Below are 16634 nucleotides of genomic sequence, written 5' to 3'. Positions count from 1 at the left end.
ACCTGGATAACAGCAGCACTTCGGGATGAACGGTTCTTCTCCCTTGCCGAATTAAATCGTGCAATCAGAGACAAGCTCGAACTGTTCAACCAAAGGCTCTTTCAAAAGAAAGAGGGTAGTCGGCGAAGCTTATTTCTTGAGGAAGAAAAACCATTGCTGGCACCATTACCTGCTACCCGTTTTGAACTGAGTGACTGGAAAACAGCCACTGTCCAGTTCAATTATCACATATCTGTGGACGGAATGCTATACTCAGTTCCTTATGAATACATCAAAAAGAAAGTTGATGTAAAGGTAACAGATACCACTATTGAAATTTTCTACAACCATAACCGCATTGCTTCCCATCGTCGTCTGAAAGGACGCCCTGGGCAGTACAGCACTATCACGGAACATATGCCGGAAGACCACCAGAAATATCTGGAATGGAATGGCGACCGGTTCCGCAAATGGGCTGAGCGGATTGGCATAAATACGTACACTGTGGTCAATGCAATACTGACCTCCAAAAGTGTGGAACAACAGACCTACCGAAGTTGTATGGGACTTCTAAAGCTTGCTGAGAAATACTCAGATGCATTGCTTGAAGCGGCCTGTAAAAAAGCTTTATCCTATACATCCTCGCCCAGTTACAAGAGTATTAAAAACATCCTTGTAACAAGTTCTGTAAAACCGGAATCAGAAACAACTGAATCCAAGACCACACATAAAGCACATGGCATCACAAGAGGTGCCGATTACTATCGGAGGTAAACACATATGACAAATCAGAGTACAATAGATAAATTAATTGAAATGCGCCTTACTACCATGGCAGATGCATTTCGTAACCAACTGGATGATCCTAAATTTAAAGAAGTACCATTTGAGGACCGTTTTGGTATGCTGGTGGACATCGAATACAGCAATCGTAAAAATAATCGTCAGAAACGACTGATCCGTAATGCCGGATTCGACCAGCCGGAAGCAAATATCATGGATATCAACTACACTTCCGGTCGCAAACTCAACAAGGCTCTTATTAACCGGCTTGCAACTTGTGAGTATATATCTGAACACCGGAACCTTTTTATTACCGGTGCTACAGGCTGTGGTAAGACTTACATGGCCTGTGCCTTTGGCATGGAGGCATGCAAGCGGTATTACAACACCAAGTATGTCCGACTTCCGGATCTGCTCATTGATCTGGAAATCGCAAGGACAGAAGGTAACTATCGAAAGGTCATGGTTAAATACGCTAACCCGTTGGTTCTCATTCTTGATGAATGGCTTCTTCTAAAACCAACGGAAGCCGAGCAGAAGGATATCTTTGAACTCCTTCATCGAAGACGCAAGAAATCATCTACGATTTTCTGCTCTCAGTATGAATTCGAAGAATGGTATGATCAGCTTGGTGGTGATGACAGTCCTCTTGCAGATGCAATCATTGATCGTATTGCCCATGACAGCTATCGAATAAATATCACAAGCATTGATGCTGAACATGATCGATCAATGCGAGAAGTATATGGCTTGGATAAAGCATTACGCGAGTAAACTCGCATATTTATTGTGGCTCACTCCGTCTGGACAGGTGGCTCACGTTACACTGGACAGGCGGCTCTGCCGCACAAGAATATTCACATTAAAATATCCGATCATACTGAACAGCACGGCAGTAAGCAGTGTTTCCGGGGCAAAACCTTTCAGGTAGGCGTAGGCGCTCCGGATAACGGCACTTTCGGTAGTGAAGAAACCGGAGAGAACATCGCCCTTTAACAGCACGAGAGCGAAGACAAAACAACCGAAAAACAACCCAACACCGATACCGGTAAACATGGATCGTCCGGCACGCTTCTGATTACCGGCACCCACGTTCTGAGAAACGAAAGATGCCATGGACTGCATCAGAGAGCTTGGGATCAGCATGGCAAAGTTCACGATCTTACAGGCGACCCCATAACCGGAGGAAGCTTCGAGTCCCAGACGGTTCACAAAGGCACACAGAGCCAGAAAAGAAAGCTGCGTCAGGCACTCCTGCAAAGCCAGAGGAAGACCGATGGTAAAGAACTTTCCACACTGATCGTTCAGATAGAAATCAGACCTGCAGATCTTAAACGGCAGCTTCTTCTTTAACAGAAGAATAACAGCACACACCACACTGACAGCCTGTGCAAAAACGGTGGCGAGGGCTGCTCCGGCAGCATCCGGATGGAGTCCGGCAACGAGGATCAGATCACCGACGATATTGACGATACAGGCAACGGAACAAACAGCAGCGATAATTATATAGAGACAGTAAAAAATATTAAGAGATTATGCAGGAAAAACAGAAAACTGATTCGATATTGCTAACATTGCAGTTTCCGGTAAAATCAGGTAGAATAGAGCACAGGAATATAAATCATATATGGGGTAAACATGGATGAAGAAAAGAGAAAAACGAGTAGCCTATATCCTTCGGGCAGGAATGACGGTACTCACGATAATACTGATTATTTTGTTTTTCGGTATCATGTCGCTGGTCAGTGACCTCCAGGGTACGGCAAGGGTCGTAAACTACGCCGGACTGGTTCGCGGAGAAACCCAGCGGGTGATCAAACTGGAAGTGTCAAAGGAGCCGGATGACGAGATGATAGAGACCGTGGAAGCGATCATCAACGGACTTCGTTTCGGAAGTGACGAACTGGACCTGGTACGGCTGGAGGATACAGAATTCCAGGGAAAAATGGATGAACTTGCAGCTTACTTTACGGAATTAAAAGAAGAAATCTCGAAAGTACGGCAAAAAGGCTATGAACAGACAGCAATAATCGGCATGAGCGAGAATTTTTTCCAGATGTGTGATGAGGTAACCGGGATTGCGGAACGATATTCACAAAAAAGAGCGACTGCATTGAACCATCTTGAAAAGATTGTAGTTGCAGATATTGTCTGCCTGGTACTTCTGATCGGTGTAGAACTGCTTCGGGCACTCCGCTGTGCGGCACAAAACAGGATCCTGCGAAAGAAAATCTATCTGGATGAATCCACAGGACTGCCGAACAAAAACAAATGCGAAGAGATCCTGAGCGATCCCACTCCTCTCGGAGAAGAAGAGAGTACAGCCGTCTGTGTGTTTGATCTGAATAACCTGCGAATCATCAACAACAATCTGGGACATGACAAGGGAGACGAATATATCCGTTCCTTTGCCGAACAGCTTCGCCTCGCGGTAGATCCGGAAAACTTTGTCGGCAGGGACGGAGGAGACGAATTCATCGCGATTTTTCAAAAGACTGACCACTCGAAGATGCGGGAAACCTTAAAAAAGATCCGCACACAGATGAAAAACTACTCCGCAAAACACCCGGAGATGCCGATCAGCTATGCGGCAGGGTACGCAATCTCCCTGGACTTTGCCGGTTCCACCCTCCGGGAACTGTTCCGGCTGGCGGATAAAAACATGTACGTGGACAAAAACAGGGCAAAGATCGAAGAAGCGGCACAAAAACAGCAGAAAGCCTATGAACTGCTGGAATGGATCAAAAAAGAAAAATACCATTTTTCGGACTGTCTGTACTGTGATGCCCTGATGGATCAGTATGAGATCCTGCGGTCAAGCACCGGATACTTTCTTGCGGAAGACGGTAATTATTCCGGGGCGGTGGAACAGATCGTGGAAGAACTGGCAACCGACCGGGTGAGAAAAGAATTCTGGGAGACCTTACAGCTTACCTCCCTGGAACAGCAGCTGACAAAGGACAATCCCCAGCTGGAGATTCCCTATCGATACAAAAGAGAGAATGTGGTTCACCGGGGAAGAGTGATCCTGAGATTCCTGGATGCCACAGAAGATGGCAGACTACACCATTTTATCCTGGGACAGGAGAACTTCCGGGACAGCAGGCAGCACAAGACGGATGAAAAACAGGAACTGATCCGCTATTACGAGCAGATGAAACAGTCGATTCTGGAAAACAGCAATTATGTAGACGCATTAATGGAAACAGCGGAAGCGGTATATACCGTAGACCTGACCAATGACTGCCTGGAAAATGCATTCTACCATGTGAAACGTGAAAGCATTATTATCGACCGGGAGATGCCATGCTCTTACGATGCCTACTGCAGAGAACGGAGTCAAAAGGTGACAGACGATACGCTGGAAAGCTACCGGATCATGGATTCCTCGGAAAAACTGCTGAAACGCTTCCGTGAAGGGGATAAACAGATCACCGTAGAGTACCGGGAAGAAAAACAGGATGGCAGGATGATCTGGCTTCAGAAGACGATCCTGATGTCCCGGGAACTGCTGTACGACCGGGAGACCGGAAAAGAACACAGTGCTGTACATGGAATTATTCTGTTTAAGAACACTTCGGAATTCCATAAAAAAGAAGAAGAGGAAAAAGAACGGCTGCAAAAAGCGGTGCAGGAGGCCGATGCAGAAAGCAAAGCCAAGACAGACTTCATGAACCGCATGAGCCATGATATCCGTACACCGCTCAACGGCATCATGGGGATGCTGGAGATCCTTCGGAAAAATGAACACAACCCGGAGAAGATGGAAGAATGTATGGATAAGATACAGGTGTCTGCCGATCATCTGCTGGCGCTTGTCAACGATGTACTGGATATGAACAAACTGGAAACCAATCAGATCCAGGCAGAGAATGAACCATTTGACATGGAAGTGCTGATGCGGGAAGTGGCGGCACTGATGAATCCGCTTCTGGAACAGAACCGGATCACACACCGGGTATACCGGAAAAATATACACCACACAGCACTGAAGGGAAGCCCGTTACAGCTGCGCCAGATCATGCTGAACCTGTTCAGCAATGCGGTCAAATACAACAAACCGCTGGGATCCGTGGATACATACGCGGAAGAAGTATCCTGTGACGGAAAAACAGCCTGGTACGAATTCAGAATCGCAGATACCGGTATCGGCATGAGCGGGGACTTTGTAAAGAATCAGCTGTTTGAGCCGTTCACCCAGGAACAATACGGAGCCAGAACACGCTATCAGGGAACCGGACTCGGAATGTCGATCGTCAAAGGACTGGTGGAAAAGATGGGCGGAACCATTCAGGTGGAGAGCGTCCGTGGAGAAGGAACCACATTTACCTTCCGTCTGCCGTTCACCGTCAACGAGACAGCCGCTTCAGAAACAAACACAGCGGGAGAAGATATATCGGATCTCCTCCGCGACCGAAGCATCCTTCTGGTAGAGGATAATGAGATCAATATGGAGATTGCACAGTTCTATCTGGAAGAAGCAGGGGCAAAAGTAGAAAAAGCATGGAACGGACAGGAGGCAGTAGCTCTCTTTTTCCAAAAACCTGCCGGCAGTTTCGATGCGATCCTGATGGATGTGATGATGCCTGTGATGGACGGCATGGAAGCCACACAGCGTATCCGTGACCTGAAACGGGAAGATGCGGCGTCGATTCCGATCATTGCGATGACTGCACAGACGACAGCAGACATCCGGGAAACCTGCCGGAAAGCAGGAATGGATGACTATATCGCAAAACCGATCCGCGAGGAAGAACTGGCGAAAGTGATCAGAAAATCGTGGAAAGCAAAAAAAGTGTAATGCTTTGCGTTGACAAAGAAGAGATAACTGACTAAAATAAAACCAGCGAGAAGTCGCTTCCGGGAGATACCATACCGGAGGCGATTTACTTTTCTATGATAAAAACGAGGAGTAGATGAGGGGAGGGAATCATATGGATAAGCAGTTACCGGAACTCAAAGTGAATATGTTGGGAAGGTTCTCCATAACCTATGGAGAACAGCCGATAACCTTCAAGAGAAACTCGGCAACCAAAGCAGTAAAACTACTGCAGATTCTGTTGCATTCCAGTCTGGTGGAGGACCGCGGGAGCACAGGAATCCCCAGAGCCCAGCTGCTTGACGATCTCTTTGGAAGAGAAGAACTGGCCAATGTGGGCAATAACCTGCGTGTGACGGTATTCCGTCTGCGCAAGATGCTGGTCGAGGCGGGACTGCCGGAATATGAGTATATCGTAAAAGAAAAAGGTGTCTTTTACTGGCGCAGCCCGATGAAAGTGGATCTGGATGTGGCACACTTTATGGAACTTGTCAGAGAAGGAGAAGAAGAAGTAGACGAAACCAGGAAGATGAATCTGTGGGAGAAGGCCTGCAGGCTGTACAAAGGAGAACTTCTTCCGATGCAGTCCGGAGAAGACTGGGTCATCATGAACAGTGTCCGTTACAAAGACAAATATTCCAAGATACTCCGTCGGCTGTGTGCCTACAGAAAAGAACAGCACGAATACGACACCATTCTGGAACTGACAGACAATGCCATCGAGATCTATCCGTTCGACGAATGGCAGTCCTTAAAAATTGATGCCCTGATGGGTATGAACCGCTACAAAGAAGCATATCAGCTGTACGATGCGACTTCAAAAATGTTCTTTGAAGAACTGGGAATCACACCATCCGAGCGCATGATGAACCAGTTCCAGGAGATGAGCGAACGGATGGGAAGAAAATACCATGCGGCAGGAGAGATCAAGGAAGACCTGAAAGAACCGGAGTACGAAGACGGTGCCTTCTACTGCAGCCTGCCAAGCTTCCGGGATAACTACCGGCTGGTGCGTCGGCTGATCGAGCGAAACGGACAGTCCGCATTCCTTATGGTATGCTCCCTGACAGACGGCAACGGCCATCCGATGGAAAACCGGGAAAAGCTGGATGTGATGTCCATGGAACTGCACCGGGCAGTAAAAAACAGTCTGCGCCGAGGAGATTCCTTTTCCAAATACAGCCCGTCTCAGTTCCTGATCCTTCTGGTCGGAACCAGCCAGGAAAACTGTGACATTATCTTCCGGCGCATCGCCGCACGGTTCACACAAAAACATGGATCCTGGAACAAATATCTGGAATATTACGTATCATCCATCGCAGACGTGGAGAATCCAAATGCAAGATTAAGTTTTCAGAAAAATGAATTTCGCTGGAAATAGGCAACAGGAACAGGAGTGTGAAACATGAGTCAATTTTGGAATGGAGAAGTACTGGCAGCACCGAACCTGATCACGGTGTGTGTGGACGAAAGTCAGGCCAGCGAGATATCCGGCCGACTATATCACGGTTATTCCCAGGAGCCACAGTCCTTTGAAAATGTCGTGCAGCTGATCCGTTACATGGCAGACTTTTACGACAGCATTCGTTTTCCGGAATCCTCGGTGGTCCTTCGGGAGTTCAGTACGGAAAAGCGTGCGATGGAGGAACTACATGAAAAAAGTATGGAATATCAGTAGCTGATGGAACAAAGCGGCATCTGTGCCACCTTCCACATCTTTGTCAAATACCGCCAGAACGCCACCTGGCAGGGCATCTTAGCATGGAAAGAAGGACATCAGGAGATGGAATTCTGCAGTGTCCTGGAACTGATCATCGAGATGGATGCCATACTGGGAAGAAAATAAAAGTACAGAAGCAGGAACTCTTATAAAAGATAAGGACTCCTGCTTTTTTCTGTACAGGCGGAAAACATCAAAAAGTATTACATTTCACATCTGGGTAATTCGATCACAGATCGGAACAAAATGAAAGAGTAATAAAAAACGAGTTTCTTCTATATATAATTGGATCCACCGGATCGATCTCAAAAACCATGTCATAAACCATAAAACCCCACATACAATATAAGTAATGAGGCAAAAACCCGTCAGAGAAACGGACGAATCCATGAAGATGTAGCAGATTCCACATACAGCAACCGCAGGCGGACATAATTACGCCGGCAGGGAACAGGATCCGCACCGATATCACAAAACGTTACAGAATCCAACAAAAATAAAAAAAATACTAAATATATAATGACTGTAATGCTTTTAGTAATGGTGCGTCTATTATAAGACATATATAAAAACAGAGTACAGAAGGAGGTGGAACAGCTGTGAGCGATTCTACTAAAAAGACGGAGACCTTTATCTTAAATATTTACAACAGGCAGAATGCCACCTGGCAGGGTTCGGTGACCTGGGTGGAAAAAAAAGAAAAGCAGCAGTTCCGCAGCGCTTTAGAATTATTAAAACTGATAGAGAGTGCTTTGGATGAAGAGGAGGGAGAAAACCATGAAAAGTAGAAATAAAAAAAGACTTCTGGCATTGGTGCTTTGCATGGTCGTTGCCATAAGCAACAGCAGCTTCATATTCGCATCCGAGACCGGACAGACCGAATACCCACAGGAAGCGGAAGTACAGACTCAGGACGAAGCCGTTGCCGATGACATGGACGTGGCTGCCTACGCAGCAGATGAAGGCCAGGCAGTAGCCGATGAACAACCCGCAGCCGTGGAACAGGTTGCCGCAGAACCGGAAACAACCGCCGAAACCCAGGAAGCCCAGCCGGTAGCGGAAGCACCTGCAGCAGAACAGCCGACAACAGAGGCACCTGCAGCACAGGCGTCAGCAGTTCAGGCACCTGCAACTGCACCGACCGAGGAGACAGCACCTGCATCAGAAAATGCTACAGCTGAAACTCCTGAAGAAGATGCAACACAGGCGGAAGCTGAAAACCAGCAGCTCACATGGAGTCAGGTTGTTGGAAACACAACCGTTAACGTAACCGCAGAAGCAGGAGCACTTCCCGCAGACGCAAAGCTTTCCGTAACAGAGATCACTTCAGAAGACGAAGTAAAGGAAATCGAAAAAGCAGTAGAAGAAAAAGCGATCGAAGAACAGTTTTCCATCAAGAATATCTTCTCCTACGATATCAAATTCCTGGTAAACGGTTCCGAAGTACAGCCAACTACTCCGGTACAGGTCAGCGTAGACACCCCGGAGATCACATCCAGTGAGGATGCGGCAGTACTGCATGTGAATGATAACAACGTGGCGGAAGACATGAAAGGTGCTGTTGACGGAGAGGGAAAAGTCGTATTTGATGCTCCGCATTTTTCTAAATATGTCATTGTACAAAAGGGTACCGCAACAGTTACAGTTACTGTCGAGCATTACGATAATTCCAAAAATCCAGCTGAAAAAATTTATTCTAGCAAATATACTCTTTCGGTTGGAGGAAGCGTAAAAGATTTTGTGAAAACTCAAAATTGGGAACTAGAAAAAATTGAAGTCGGTGATGAGACAGATGGTTATAAGGAAATTTCAGAAGAGGCTGCAAGTAACATTGAAGCTGTAAAAGATATCACGATAAGAGTGTATTGTAAACCAGAGACGTCACAGAAAAAAGATGGTGTGACATTTTATGATTACACGGTTAAAGCTGGTACTATGAAGAATGGAACAGTACATTCAATTAATGATATTAGCAATTACTCACAGAATACCAACGGTAAATTAACTGTTGGAGAGAATAAGAGAAATTACGACTACGATACGGTTTATCATGCAGAATGTAGTGCAAGCGATGGAAGAAATGCTAATGGGTATATTGGCAAAGACATGACGAATCCTATCACAGGGTTAATAAGTAGTCTTGATAGTAATGATCAACCAGTGTTTAACTATGCAGATCCCGGTTTCTTTAATGATACAGATATTGCTATAACAGGTAACTGGAAAAAAATTAATAAAACATGGAACAACAATAAATATGAGTACAGTGAAGGAAATACATATTCTTCTGAAACTCGATATACGCGAAAGGTATATAAAAATTACAAACTAGAATTTGAAAACCATAAAATTATGAGTGATTATTGCTCTCCATAGGTTATCAATAAAATCCTCCAAAAGCATTGAAAATAAAGGATTTATCGCAATGTGTTCGCCTTATCCCTTTATATGATTTCACACAAGTTTACTCTTTCCCTGACTGCTTATAAGGGCAAAATCAAGGGAAAGAAAATCCCATAACAAGATATAACAGAGTGTGGCAATCGGAGAACTGTGATGTATGTGCGAATATATTATAGTGGAGGATTTTTTAATGAACAAGTATATTTATGATGAAAGCAATGGTCTTTGGTATGAACTGCAAAGAGATTATTATATCCCTTGCCTGACCTTACCAGCCGAAAAAGAAAACAAACCTATCGGTTTATGGGGGCAGCGACACAAACGATATTTACAGGAACATAAGAGGGCGTTTTACGCCACGCTACTCACAAGTGGCAAGTTGAATGCTTATCTTGCGGATGTCGATAAACAGGCGGAGAAACGCTTTGAAAGACTTGTAGAACAGATGAAGCAGGCACAGGGTATCACGGAACGCCTAAAGGCGAAAAATGCCTTAGAATGGGTTGGACAGATGAATAACATTCGGGCTTGTGCTATGGAGATTGTGGAGAGGGAAATTATATTCGCATAAGTAGACAAGGCGGCAGGGAGTAAATTCTCTGTCGCTTATTTTTACTATATTTTCGTTACGAAACTTGACAAAAATCTCTCCTCTTATTATAATTTATGTTATATAACAATAATTATAAAATGACAGAGAGGTGAAAAATATGCCACCAAAGGTGAAAATTACAAAAGAGATGATTATAGATGCAGCATTTGAGATAGCACGAAGTGAGGGAGCAGAAAATATCAATGCACGAGCTGTATCAAAAAAATTAGGCTGTTCCACTCAACCTGTTATGTATCATTTTAAAACAATAGAGGAATTGAAAAAAACTGTATATGTTAAGGCAGATGAGTATCATTCCGAATATATAACTAATATTCAGAGTGAAAATCCGATGAAAGATATTGGACTGAATTATATACGCTTTGCTGAAACAGAAAAAAATTTGTTTCGGTTTCTATTTCAAACAAATGAGTTTATAGGAAAAAATATTTCTGAGTTGATAAATTCTGAAGAATTACAGCCTATTATAGCTATACTGAGTAAAGAAGTAGAGGTCAATACAGAACAGGCGAAAACCATTTTCCGTTCATTATTCCTGATTGCACACGGATATGCAAGTATGTTTGCAAATAACGAAATGGCCTATGACGAACAGACGATTATATCTGATTTAGACTTGGTATTTGACGGAACAGTTTATTCATTAAAAGGAGGATTATAATGTATCGTTTATATAAGAAAAATGAATTAAATTTCTCATTGGTTTGGATTGTTTCCTATGTTGTTTTGTTTAGTGTTGCTGACAGCTTTTCTGCTTCGCTTGGCACTGAAAAAATAATTGCTGCACCCGTTGCTATAGTTTTTACATTGCTTCTTTTAGTTTTTGTGAGTAAACACAACTTAAAAGAAAAATACGGTCTGTGTTCTTTTGATGGAAGCCTTAGAAATTTCTTATATTTTACTCCGCTACTTCTAATTATGAGTATTAACCTATGGAATGGCGTTACGATGAAGCTGTCTGTTTTAGAAACTGTGTTATATATTTTAAGTATGCTCTGCGTTGGATTCATTGAAGAAATTATTTTTCGTGGATTTCTGTTCAAAGCATTATACAATGACAATGTAAAGTTGGCGATTGTTATCTCAAGTGTTACTTTTGGAATTGGACATATTGTAAACTTACTGAACGGAAAAGATTTAATACCTACACTCTTACAAGTTTGTTATGCAATCGCAATAGGTTTTCTTTTTACAATTATTTTTTACAAAGGAAAGAGCCTTTTACCGTGTATTATTGCACATAGTTTTGTAAATTCTTCGAGCGTTTTTGCTGTTGAAAATTCTTCAATGAAGATTCATATTATTTCAAGTGCAGTATTATGTATTATTAGCTTAAGTTACGCACTGTGGATATTGAAAAAAACAAAACAATTTGATGAATATGAAAATAATGATAGGCGGTGATGATATTATATGCCAACTATTATTTCAGAATGGATATATTGCCCTGTATGCGGCAATAAAACCCGTACTATGATACGGGAAGATACGGAATTAAAAAACTTTCCTCTCTACTGTCCGAAGTGCAAGAAAGAAACAATCATCAATGTTCAGGATATGAAAATCACGCTTGCAGTCAGTAAATGATTATGTATGCCGCCGCTATGGGTAAAACCATAACGGCGGTTTTTCAATGCCTATCGGCTATCTCTGTCAATGGATTTCTTACGCTGTCTTTGCGGCGGTTTCTGCCTGTTTCGTTCCTGTATCTCTCGCAGATGTTTTAACACGCTCTGCCTTTCGGGCGGTCTGTGCGGTCCTTTAGCGGCGGTTGTCGATTTCCTGCTGACTTGATATTCCCACTCAGCAAGGTCACGGTTGTATTGTTCTACAACGCTTTCCATTTCTCGGAAAGTACGCATAAAAACTTGTACATCGGGATAATCGTCCTCTTTGAGCGTATCGGGAATTTTATCCAACCTGTCGGCAATCTCCGCTTCGGTTTCTTTGATTTTTACCTCTAACGCTTTTCGTTCTTTGTCTTTGAAAAGCCCCTTTGTATCGGCAAGCTGCTGTTTCAACTGCGGTAGAACTTTGTCCTGCAAGTTTTTGATTTCCTTTGCCTTATCCTGTACTTTTATCATTAGGTTTCGCATATGGCGGAACTCTGCCATATCAATATCAAGTGTAGGCTTGGGTGGCATATCTTTTTCCCGAATAAGGTTTTGCAGAAAATCTTTTGCCTTTGCCACAATCCCACGGAACAGATTAGGCAGCCAGCCTTTGCTCTTGATTGACTGGCTTGCTTTTTCGTGTATCTCGGTCTGCTTGACTTCTAAAATCTTTGCTTCGGAAATACCCGATAACAACGCCATATCCGCTGTCCTGTTCCATTCCTGCCTTGCGGCGTTATCCGCTTCAATCTCGGCGGCTTTGGGATTGTTCTTGCCGATTTTTTTGGTGGGAAGATACACGCTGTTCTTATCAAAGACCTTTAACTGCTGTTCGGGATCGGAGATATGCCGATTGATAAGGTCGGTGTAAATCTCCTTTACCTCCCGAAGAAAAGGCTCGCTTTTGAATTTATCATCTTTCACGGTAAAGAGGTGGCTTTCATAAATTTCTCCCTTTTTTATGACGGTGCAGCCTTTTCGTATCTGCCCGTCCTCCCCTGTGATTTCTTTCTTGGTGCGTACCCTTTTGCCTGTTTCATCATAGAACACGCTGCGTGTGGCTATCTTGATGTCAGGCTCAGGAAGCAGTTTTCTTTCGCTGAAGATAAGATGGATATGATAGTTTGTTTTGCGTTTGTTGTGGTGGAGGGCTGACACGCACTCCACGCCATACCGCCTGCGGAACTCCTCCGTAAAATCTTCAAGGACTTCCTGCGGCTCATATCTTGTATAAATTTCGGGCAGGGCGATAATCAATTCCCTTGCTTCAATACATTTGCCCTCTGTACCGCTTCGCTTAAATTCCTGCTGGCTTTCCCTTGCAAGGTTACTCCAAAATTCATTGTCGGCGGTGCGGTAGGTGGCATAGAGATTTTCCTGCCTTGCGTGGCTTGTGATATAGGATATTCTTCCCTTGACATTGGGTAGCTTCGACATCTGTATAAATGAATGTCTTGCCATATACTCCTTCCTCCCGTGACGGGCATACTCTTTTTGCAACCGAGAAATCGGTTGCCGCTGTTTCGGCGGCGTAAGCAGACGGACAGCGAAGAAAACAGCGGGCTGTTTTCTTCTGTATCATAGCGGCGGTGCTTTGCCCGAAGCTGTGATACAGTGCCCCCTGCAAGGGCGAAATACTCAGAGTACAAATCGAAGATTTGTGCGAGGGGTGTATTTCGCTCTCAAACGCCGAGGGCTTGGAGAATGCTTATTCTACTTTGCGGACATCGTTTTCATTGAGCAGGTTTCTTCCCTGATTGACGCTCATAAATCGCTCTAAAGTATCCCTGCGGATAATCGCTTTTCTGCCGACCTTGAGGACAGGCAACTTGCCCCAGTCTACCAACTTACGCATTGTATTTCTTCCGATACCCGTACATTCTGCTGCTTCTTCTATGGTTAAACCCATTTTGATGTTGCTCATTTTATTAACCTCCTTTCAAAATACGCATTTTGCAACTATGTATCTGTAATTATACTTATTTTGCTATCCCTTGTCAACTTGTTTTGCAACTGATTAAGAAATATTTTTGCCTATTATTAAATTTATGGTTGCAAAATAGGTTTCGCTATGCTATACTATCAGCAATAGGAGGTGAAAACCTTGAAAAAAGAAATTACATTCACCGCAAAACAGGTCGGTGAACGAGTAAAAGAACGCCGAACAGAATTAAACTTAACAATGCCCGAACTTGGTAAGCGTGTCGGAGTAAACAAATCTACCATTCAAAGATATGAAGCGGACGGTGTAGACCCGAAGCGTACAATGATTATCAACGGGCTGGCAGAAGCACTCCTGACCACTCCCGAATGGCTGACAGGACTTTCCGAAGATAAGGAATATGACAGCCGCACTTTATGTGCAAGGGATATGGAGGAACATATCAAAAAATATCTTGATACGGTTTCTTCCGTGGTAAAGGGAGAACCGCACCAACAACTGCTCACGACATTCCTCGGAAAGATGATTGACCTCTATACGGTTATGACTTATCACTTTGCAGACGCTATGGCTGAGGTTGACCGTGTAGCCGAGGACGAAGGCTTAAAGCAGTCCTTACGCCGCTATGCGATTGAGTCAGGGGCGATTATGGAAAGGGTTTACCGTAAAGAAATGGAACTTCCTATCGAGGATATGAAACAGTTTTTAGACGGGATTTTACATATCTACGATGAGGGACGCACCGCTGTAAAGATGGGCGACCTGTTCGGGATAGCGACAGCAGCCGAAGAAAGGGTTGCTGAAAAAGAAAAATTCCGTGGCTCTTTGACAAGTGAAAACGATGACTGACACTCATCGGCATAAGTAACCTTATTACTTTACGCACACCATATGTCACAGTCCCGATTGCCACGGATAGAAAGGGGAAATTTATCTATGGCAAAAGGTTCTGTAAGAAAAAAAGGTAAAAAGTGGTACGCACGCTTCTATATCGAAGATGAAAGCGGCAGAAAAGTACAGAAAGAGTTTGTGGGAACAGAAAGCAAGTCTGAAACAGAAGCCCTGCTCAGAAAAGCAATCGCTGACTATGAGGAAAAGAAATTCGTTGCGAAGTCTGAAAACATCACAGTTGGTATGCTGCTCGATCTGTGGGTGGAGGAAGAACTGAAACCCGGCAATCTCAGCAATGGTACGGTAATGTCCTATCAGGGAACGGTCAACCGTATCAAACAGTACCCGATAGGAAACCGAAAGCTGAAAACCGTAACCGCCGACCATTTACAGGCGTATATAGACTTTCTCAGCTTTGGCGGTGCAAATCCTGACGGCACAACCGCAAAGGCACTCAGCAAAGGGTATCTCCGATTGTTTTCGGCTGTTTTACAAGGGGCGTTCCGTTTTGCGGTATTCCCAAAAAGGCTGATAACCTTTAACCCGATGCAGTATGTGGTATGGCGGGGAAAGAAAGAAGAATACGAACTGTTCTCGGACGAGGACGGAGAAACTGCTTCCACACCAACGCTCAGCTACGAACAGTATCAGAGGTTAGAGGACTTCCTGAAAAAGAAAAACAATCCTGCACTTCTTCCTATACAGATAGCCTATTATACAGGCTTGCGTATTGGAGAGGTCTGCGGTCTGACTTGGCAGGACATCAACCTTGAAGAACAATATTTGACAGTACGCCGCAGCATGCGTTACAACGGGGCAAGGCACAAAACAGAAATAGGGGCAACAAAGCGTAAAAAAATCCGCACCGTGGACTTTTGCGATACGCTTGCCGCAATCCTGAAAGCTGCAAAAGCAAAACAGCACAAAAACCGTTTCCGATACGGGGAACTGTACAGCCTTAATTACTATTTGGAGGTTAAAGAAAAAGACCGCACCTATTATGAGGTTTACAGTCTGCCGAGGTCGGAGGAAGTCCCAGAGGGGTACAAGGAATTATCCTTTGTCTGCCTTAGACCTGACGGGGCATTTGAAGCACCGAGTACGGTGGGGATTATGTGTAGGACAGCAAGAAAAAAGGTGGAGGGATTGGAGGATTTCCACTTCCATATGCTCAGGCACACCTATACAAGCAATCTGCTTTCAAACGGTGCAGCACCTAAAGATGTGCAGGAACTTCTCGGACACGCTGATGTCAGTACCACAATGAACATTTACGCTCACGCTACAAGGGAAGCGAAGCGTACTTCCGCAAGACTGCTGGATAAGGTAATCGGCGAAGAATAAAAAATTTCCCTTGTTTCGGCTCATAAGGGCAAAAACAAGGGAAAATACATAAGGTTTGAACATTTAATAGGCGATATGCCTTGAAAATAGAGGGTTTATAGAGGATTGAATAGATAAACCTGAATTTACACGAAGCGGAGAACGATATGAGCTGGCGGCAGTCTATAACCAAGATGGTAATAAGGTAACTGACGCTGGTTCTAATACTAGTTTCTATCCACTTGACGGAGTTCGTAATGACTATGAGCTTGAGAACAGTAATACAAAATACGATAGCAACGGTTATCCACATAACAACTATTTTGGAATGCGTTATGATGTCAACTTTAAGATCGGAGATTATGTAGGACCGTTAAATTGTAAATTCCGCGTGAGCTGATCATTTTGTCCGCCCAAATTGGGTTCTTCCGCAATTATCCGTATTAGCTATTTGACAATATAAGTTTTGCGGCTAATAGCTCCTTGCCACAACGGCCATACATGGTACGTTTTATCATTTTCAATTTGCTGTTTGTACCCTCAACAAA

General features: G+C 44.1%; 17 protein-coding genes and 1 pseudogene. 15 read left to right on the top strand and 3 right to left on the bottom strand.

The window, feature by feature from the left end:
• Together FYJ57_RS13640 and istB are read left to right on the top strand one after the other, a co-directional pair.
• Positions 1-753, top strand: a 753-nt coding sequence (locus tag FYJ57_RS13640) for a Mu transposase domain-containing protein (RefSeq protein WP_408636487.1), incomplete at its 5' end; no start/stop codon positions are given.
• A gap of 6 nt (positions 754-759) precedes the next feature.
• Positions 760-1536, top strand: coding sequence for an IS21-like element helper ATPase IstB (gene istB, locus FYJ57_RS13635; protein ID WP_154433086.1), 777 nt, complete (start codon positions 760-762; stop codon positions 1534-1536).
• A gap of 81 nt (positions 1537-1617) precedes the next feature.
• On the opposite strand, the pseudogene FYJ57_RS13630 reads toward istB, so the two are convergent.
• Positions 1618-2244, bottom strand: a pseudogene (locus FYJ57_RS13630) (MATE family efflux transporter); the annotation flags it as partial.
• On the opposite strand from FYJ57_RS13630, the gene FYJ57_RS13625 reads away from it, so the two are divergent.
• The 11 genes from FYJ57_RS13625 (at position 2191) to FYJ57_RS13580 (ending at position 11904) form a co-directional block, all read left to right on the top strand.
• Entirely contained in the window at positions 2191-2334 is a 144-nt protein-coding gene (locus FYJ57_RS13625) for a hypothetical protein (protein WP_154433085.1), read from the top strand. The pseudogene FYJ57_RS13630 and the gene FYJ57_RS13625 overlap by 54 nt on opposite strands.
• 70 nt (positions 2335-2404) lie before the next feature.
• Positions 2405-5563 carry a response regulator gene (locus FYJ57_RS13620; protein ID WP_154433084.1) on the top strand — a complete coding sequence of 1053 codons (3159 nt, stop codon included), beginning with the start codon at positions 2405-2407 and terminating at the stop codon, positions 5561-5563.
• Positions 5564-5696: 133 nt separating this feature from the next.
• A complete protein-coding gene (locus FYJ57_RS13615; protein ID WP_154433083.1) occupies positions 5697-6962 on the top strand; it encodes an AfsR/SARP family transcriptional regulator in 1266 nt (421 codons plus the stop codon).
• Between the two features lie 24 nt (positions 6963-6986).
• Positions 6987-7259: a hypothetical protein gene (locus FYJ57_RS13610; RefSeq protein ID WP_154433082.1), complete on the top strand. Its 273-nt coding sequence runs from the start codon at positions 6987-6989 to the stop codon at positions 7257-7259.
• A gap of 3 nt (positions 7260-7262) precedes the next feature.
• Complete coding sequence (locus FYJ57_RS15170) at positions 7263-7427, top strand: hypothetical protein (RefSeq protein WP_205839998.1); 165 nt, start codon at positions 7263-7265, stop codon at positions 7425-7427.
• Between the two features lie 473 nt (positions 7428-7900).
• Positions 7901-8089 (top strand): hypothetical protein, encoded by a 189-nt coding sequence (locus FYJ57_RS13605; protein ID WP_106491681.1) that lies wholly within the window; start codon positions 7901-7903, stop codon positions 8087-8089.
• Complete coding sequence (locus FYJ57_RS13600) at positions 8079-9677, top strand: hypothetical protein (protein WP_154433081.1); 1599 nt, start codon at positions 8079-8081, stop codon at positions 9675-9677. Before FYJ57_RS13605 ends, FYJ57_RS13600 begins: the two co-directional genes overlap by 11 nt.
• 217 nt (positions 9678-9894) lie before the next feature.
• Positions 9895-10275, top strand: coding sequence for a TnpV protein (locus FYJ57_RS13595; protein ID WP_205839997.1), 381 nt, complete (start codon positions 9895-9897; stop codon positions 10273-10275).
• A 139-nt stretch (positions 10276-10414) separates the two neighbouring features.
• Positions 10415-10978, top strand: a complete 564-nt coding sequence (locus FYJ57_RS13590) for a TetR/AcrR family transcriptional regulator (protein ID WP_154433079.1) — start codon at positions 10415-10417, stop codon at positions 10976-10978.
• Positions 10978-11721, top strand: a complete 744-nt coding sequence (locus FYJ57_RS13585) for a CPBP family intramembrane glutamic endopeptidase (RefSeq protein WP_154433078.1) — start codon at positions 10978-10980, stop codon at positions 11719-11721. The genes FYJ57_RS13590 and FYJ57_RS13585 overlap by 1 nt, the downstream gene beginning before the upstream one ends.
• A 9-nt stretch (positions 11722-11730) precedes the next feature.
• A complete protein-coding gene (locus FYJ57_RS13580) occupies positions 11731-11904 on the top strand; it encodes a cysteine-rich KTR domain-containing protein (RefSeq protein WP_016220596.1) in 174 nt (57 codons plus the stop codon).
• A 50-nt stretch (positions 11905-11954) separates the two neighbouring features.
• Here FYJ57_RS13580 and FYJ57_RS13575 read toward each other — a convergent pair whose 3' ends face one another.
• Both FYJ57_RS13575 and FYJ57_RS13570 read right to left on the bottom strand, forming a co-directional pair.
• Complete coding sequence (locus FYJ57_RS13575) at positions 11955-13391, bottom strand: MobA/MobL family protein (RefSeq protein ID WP_154433077.1); 1437 nt, start codon at positions 13389-13391, stop codon at positions 11955-11957.
• 247 nt (positions 13392-13638) lie between these two features.
• Positions 13639-13854, bottom strand: a complete 216-nt coding sequence (locus tag FYJ57_RS13570; RefSeq protein WP_004612412.1) for a helix-turn-helix domain-containing protein — start codon at positions 13852-13854, stop codon at positions 13639-13641.
• A gap of 180 nt (positions 13855-14034) precedes the next feature.
• On the opposite strand from FYJ57_RS13570, the gene FYJ57_RS13565 reads away from it, so the two are divergent.
• Entirely contained in the window at positions 14035-14721 is a 687-nt protein-coding gene (locus FYJ57_RS13565) for a helix-turn-helix domain-containing protein (protein WP_154433076.1), read from the top strand.
• Positions 14722-14808: 87 nt separating this feature from the next.
• A complete protein-coding gene (locus FYJ57_RS13560; protein WP_154433075.1) occupies positions 14809-16107 on the top strand; it encodes a tyrosine-type recombinase/integrase in 1299 nt (432 codons plus the stop codon).
• Positions 16108-16634 lie beyond the last annotated feature (527 nt).

The organism is Oliverpabstia intestinalis (genome assembly GCF_009696065.1).
GTDB lineage: Bacteria > Bacillota > Clostridia > Lachnospirales > Lachnospiraceae > Oliverpabstia > Oliverpabstia intestinalis.
Note: the sequence above shows the minus strand (reverse complement) of the source record. Positions and strands in the feature narration are given on the sequence as shown.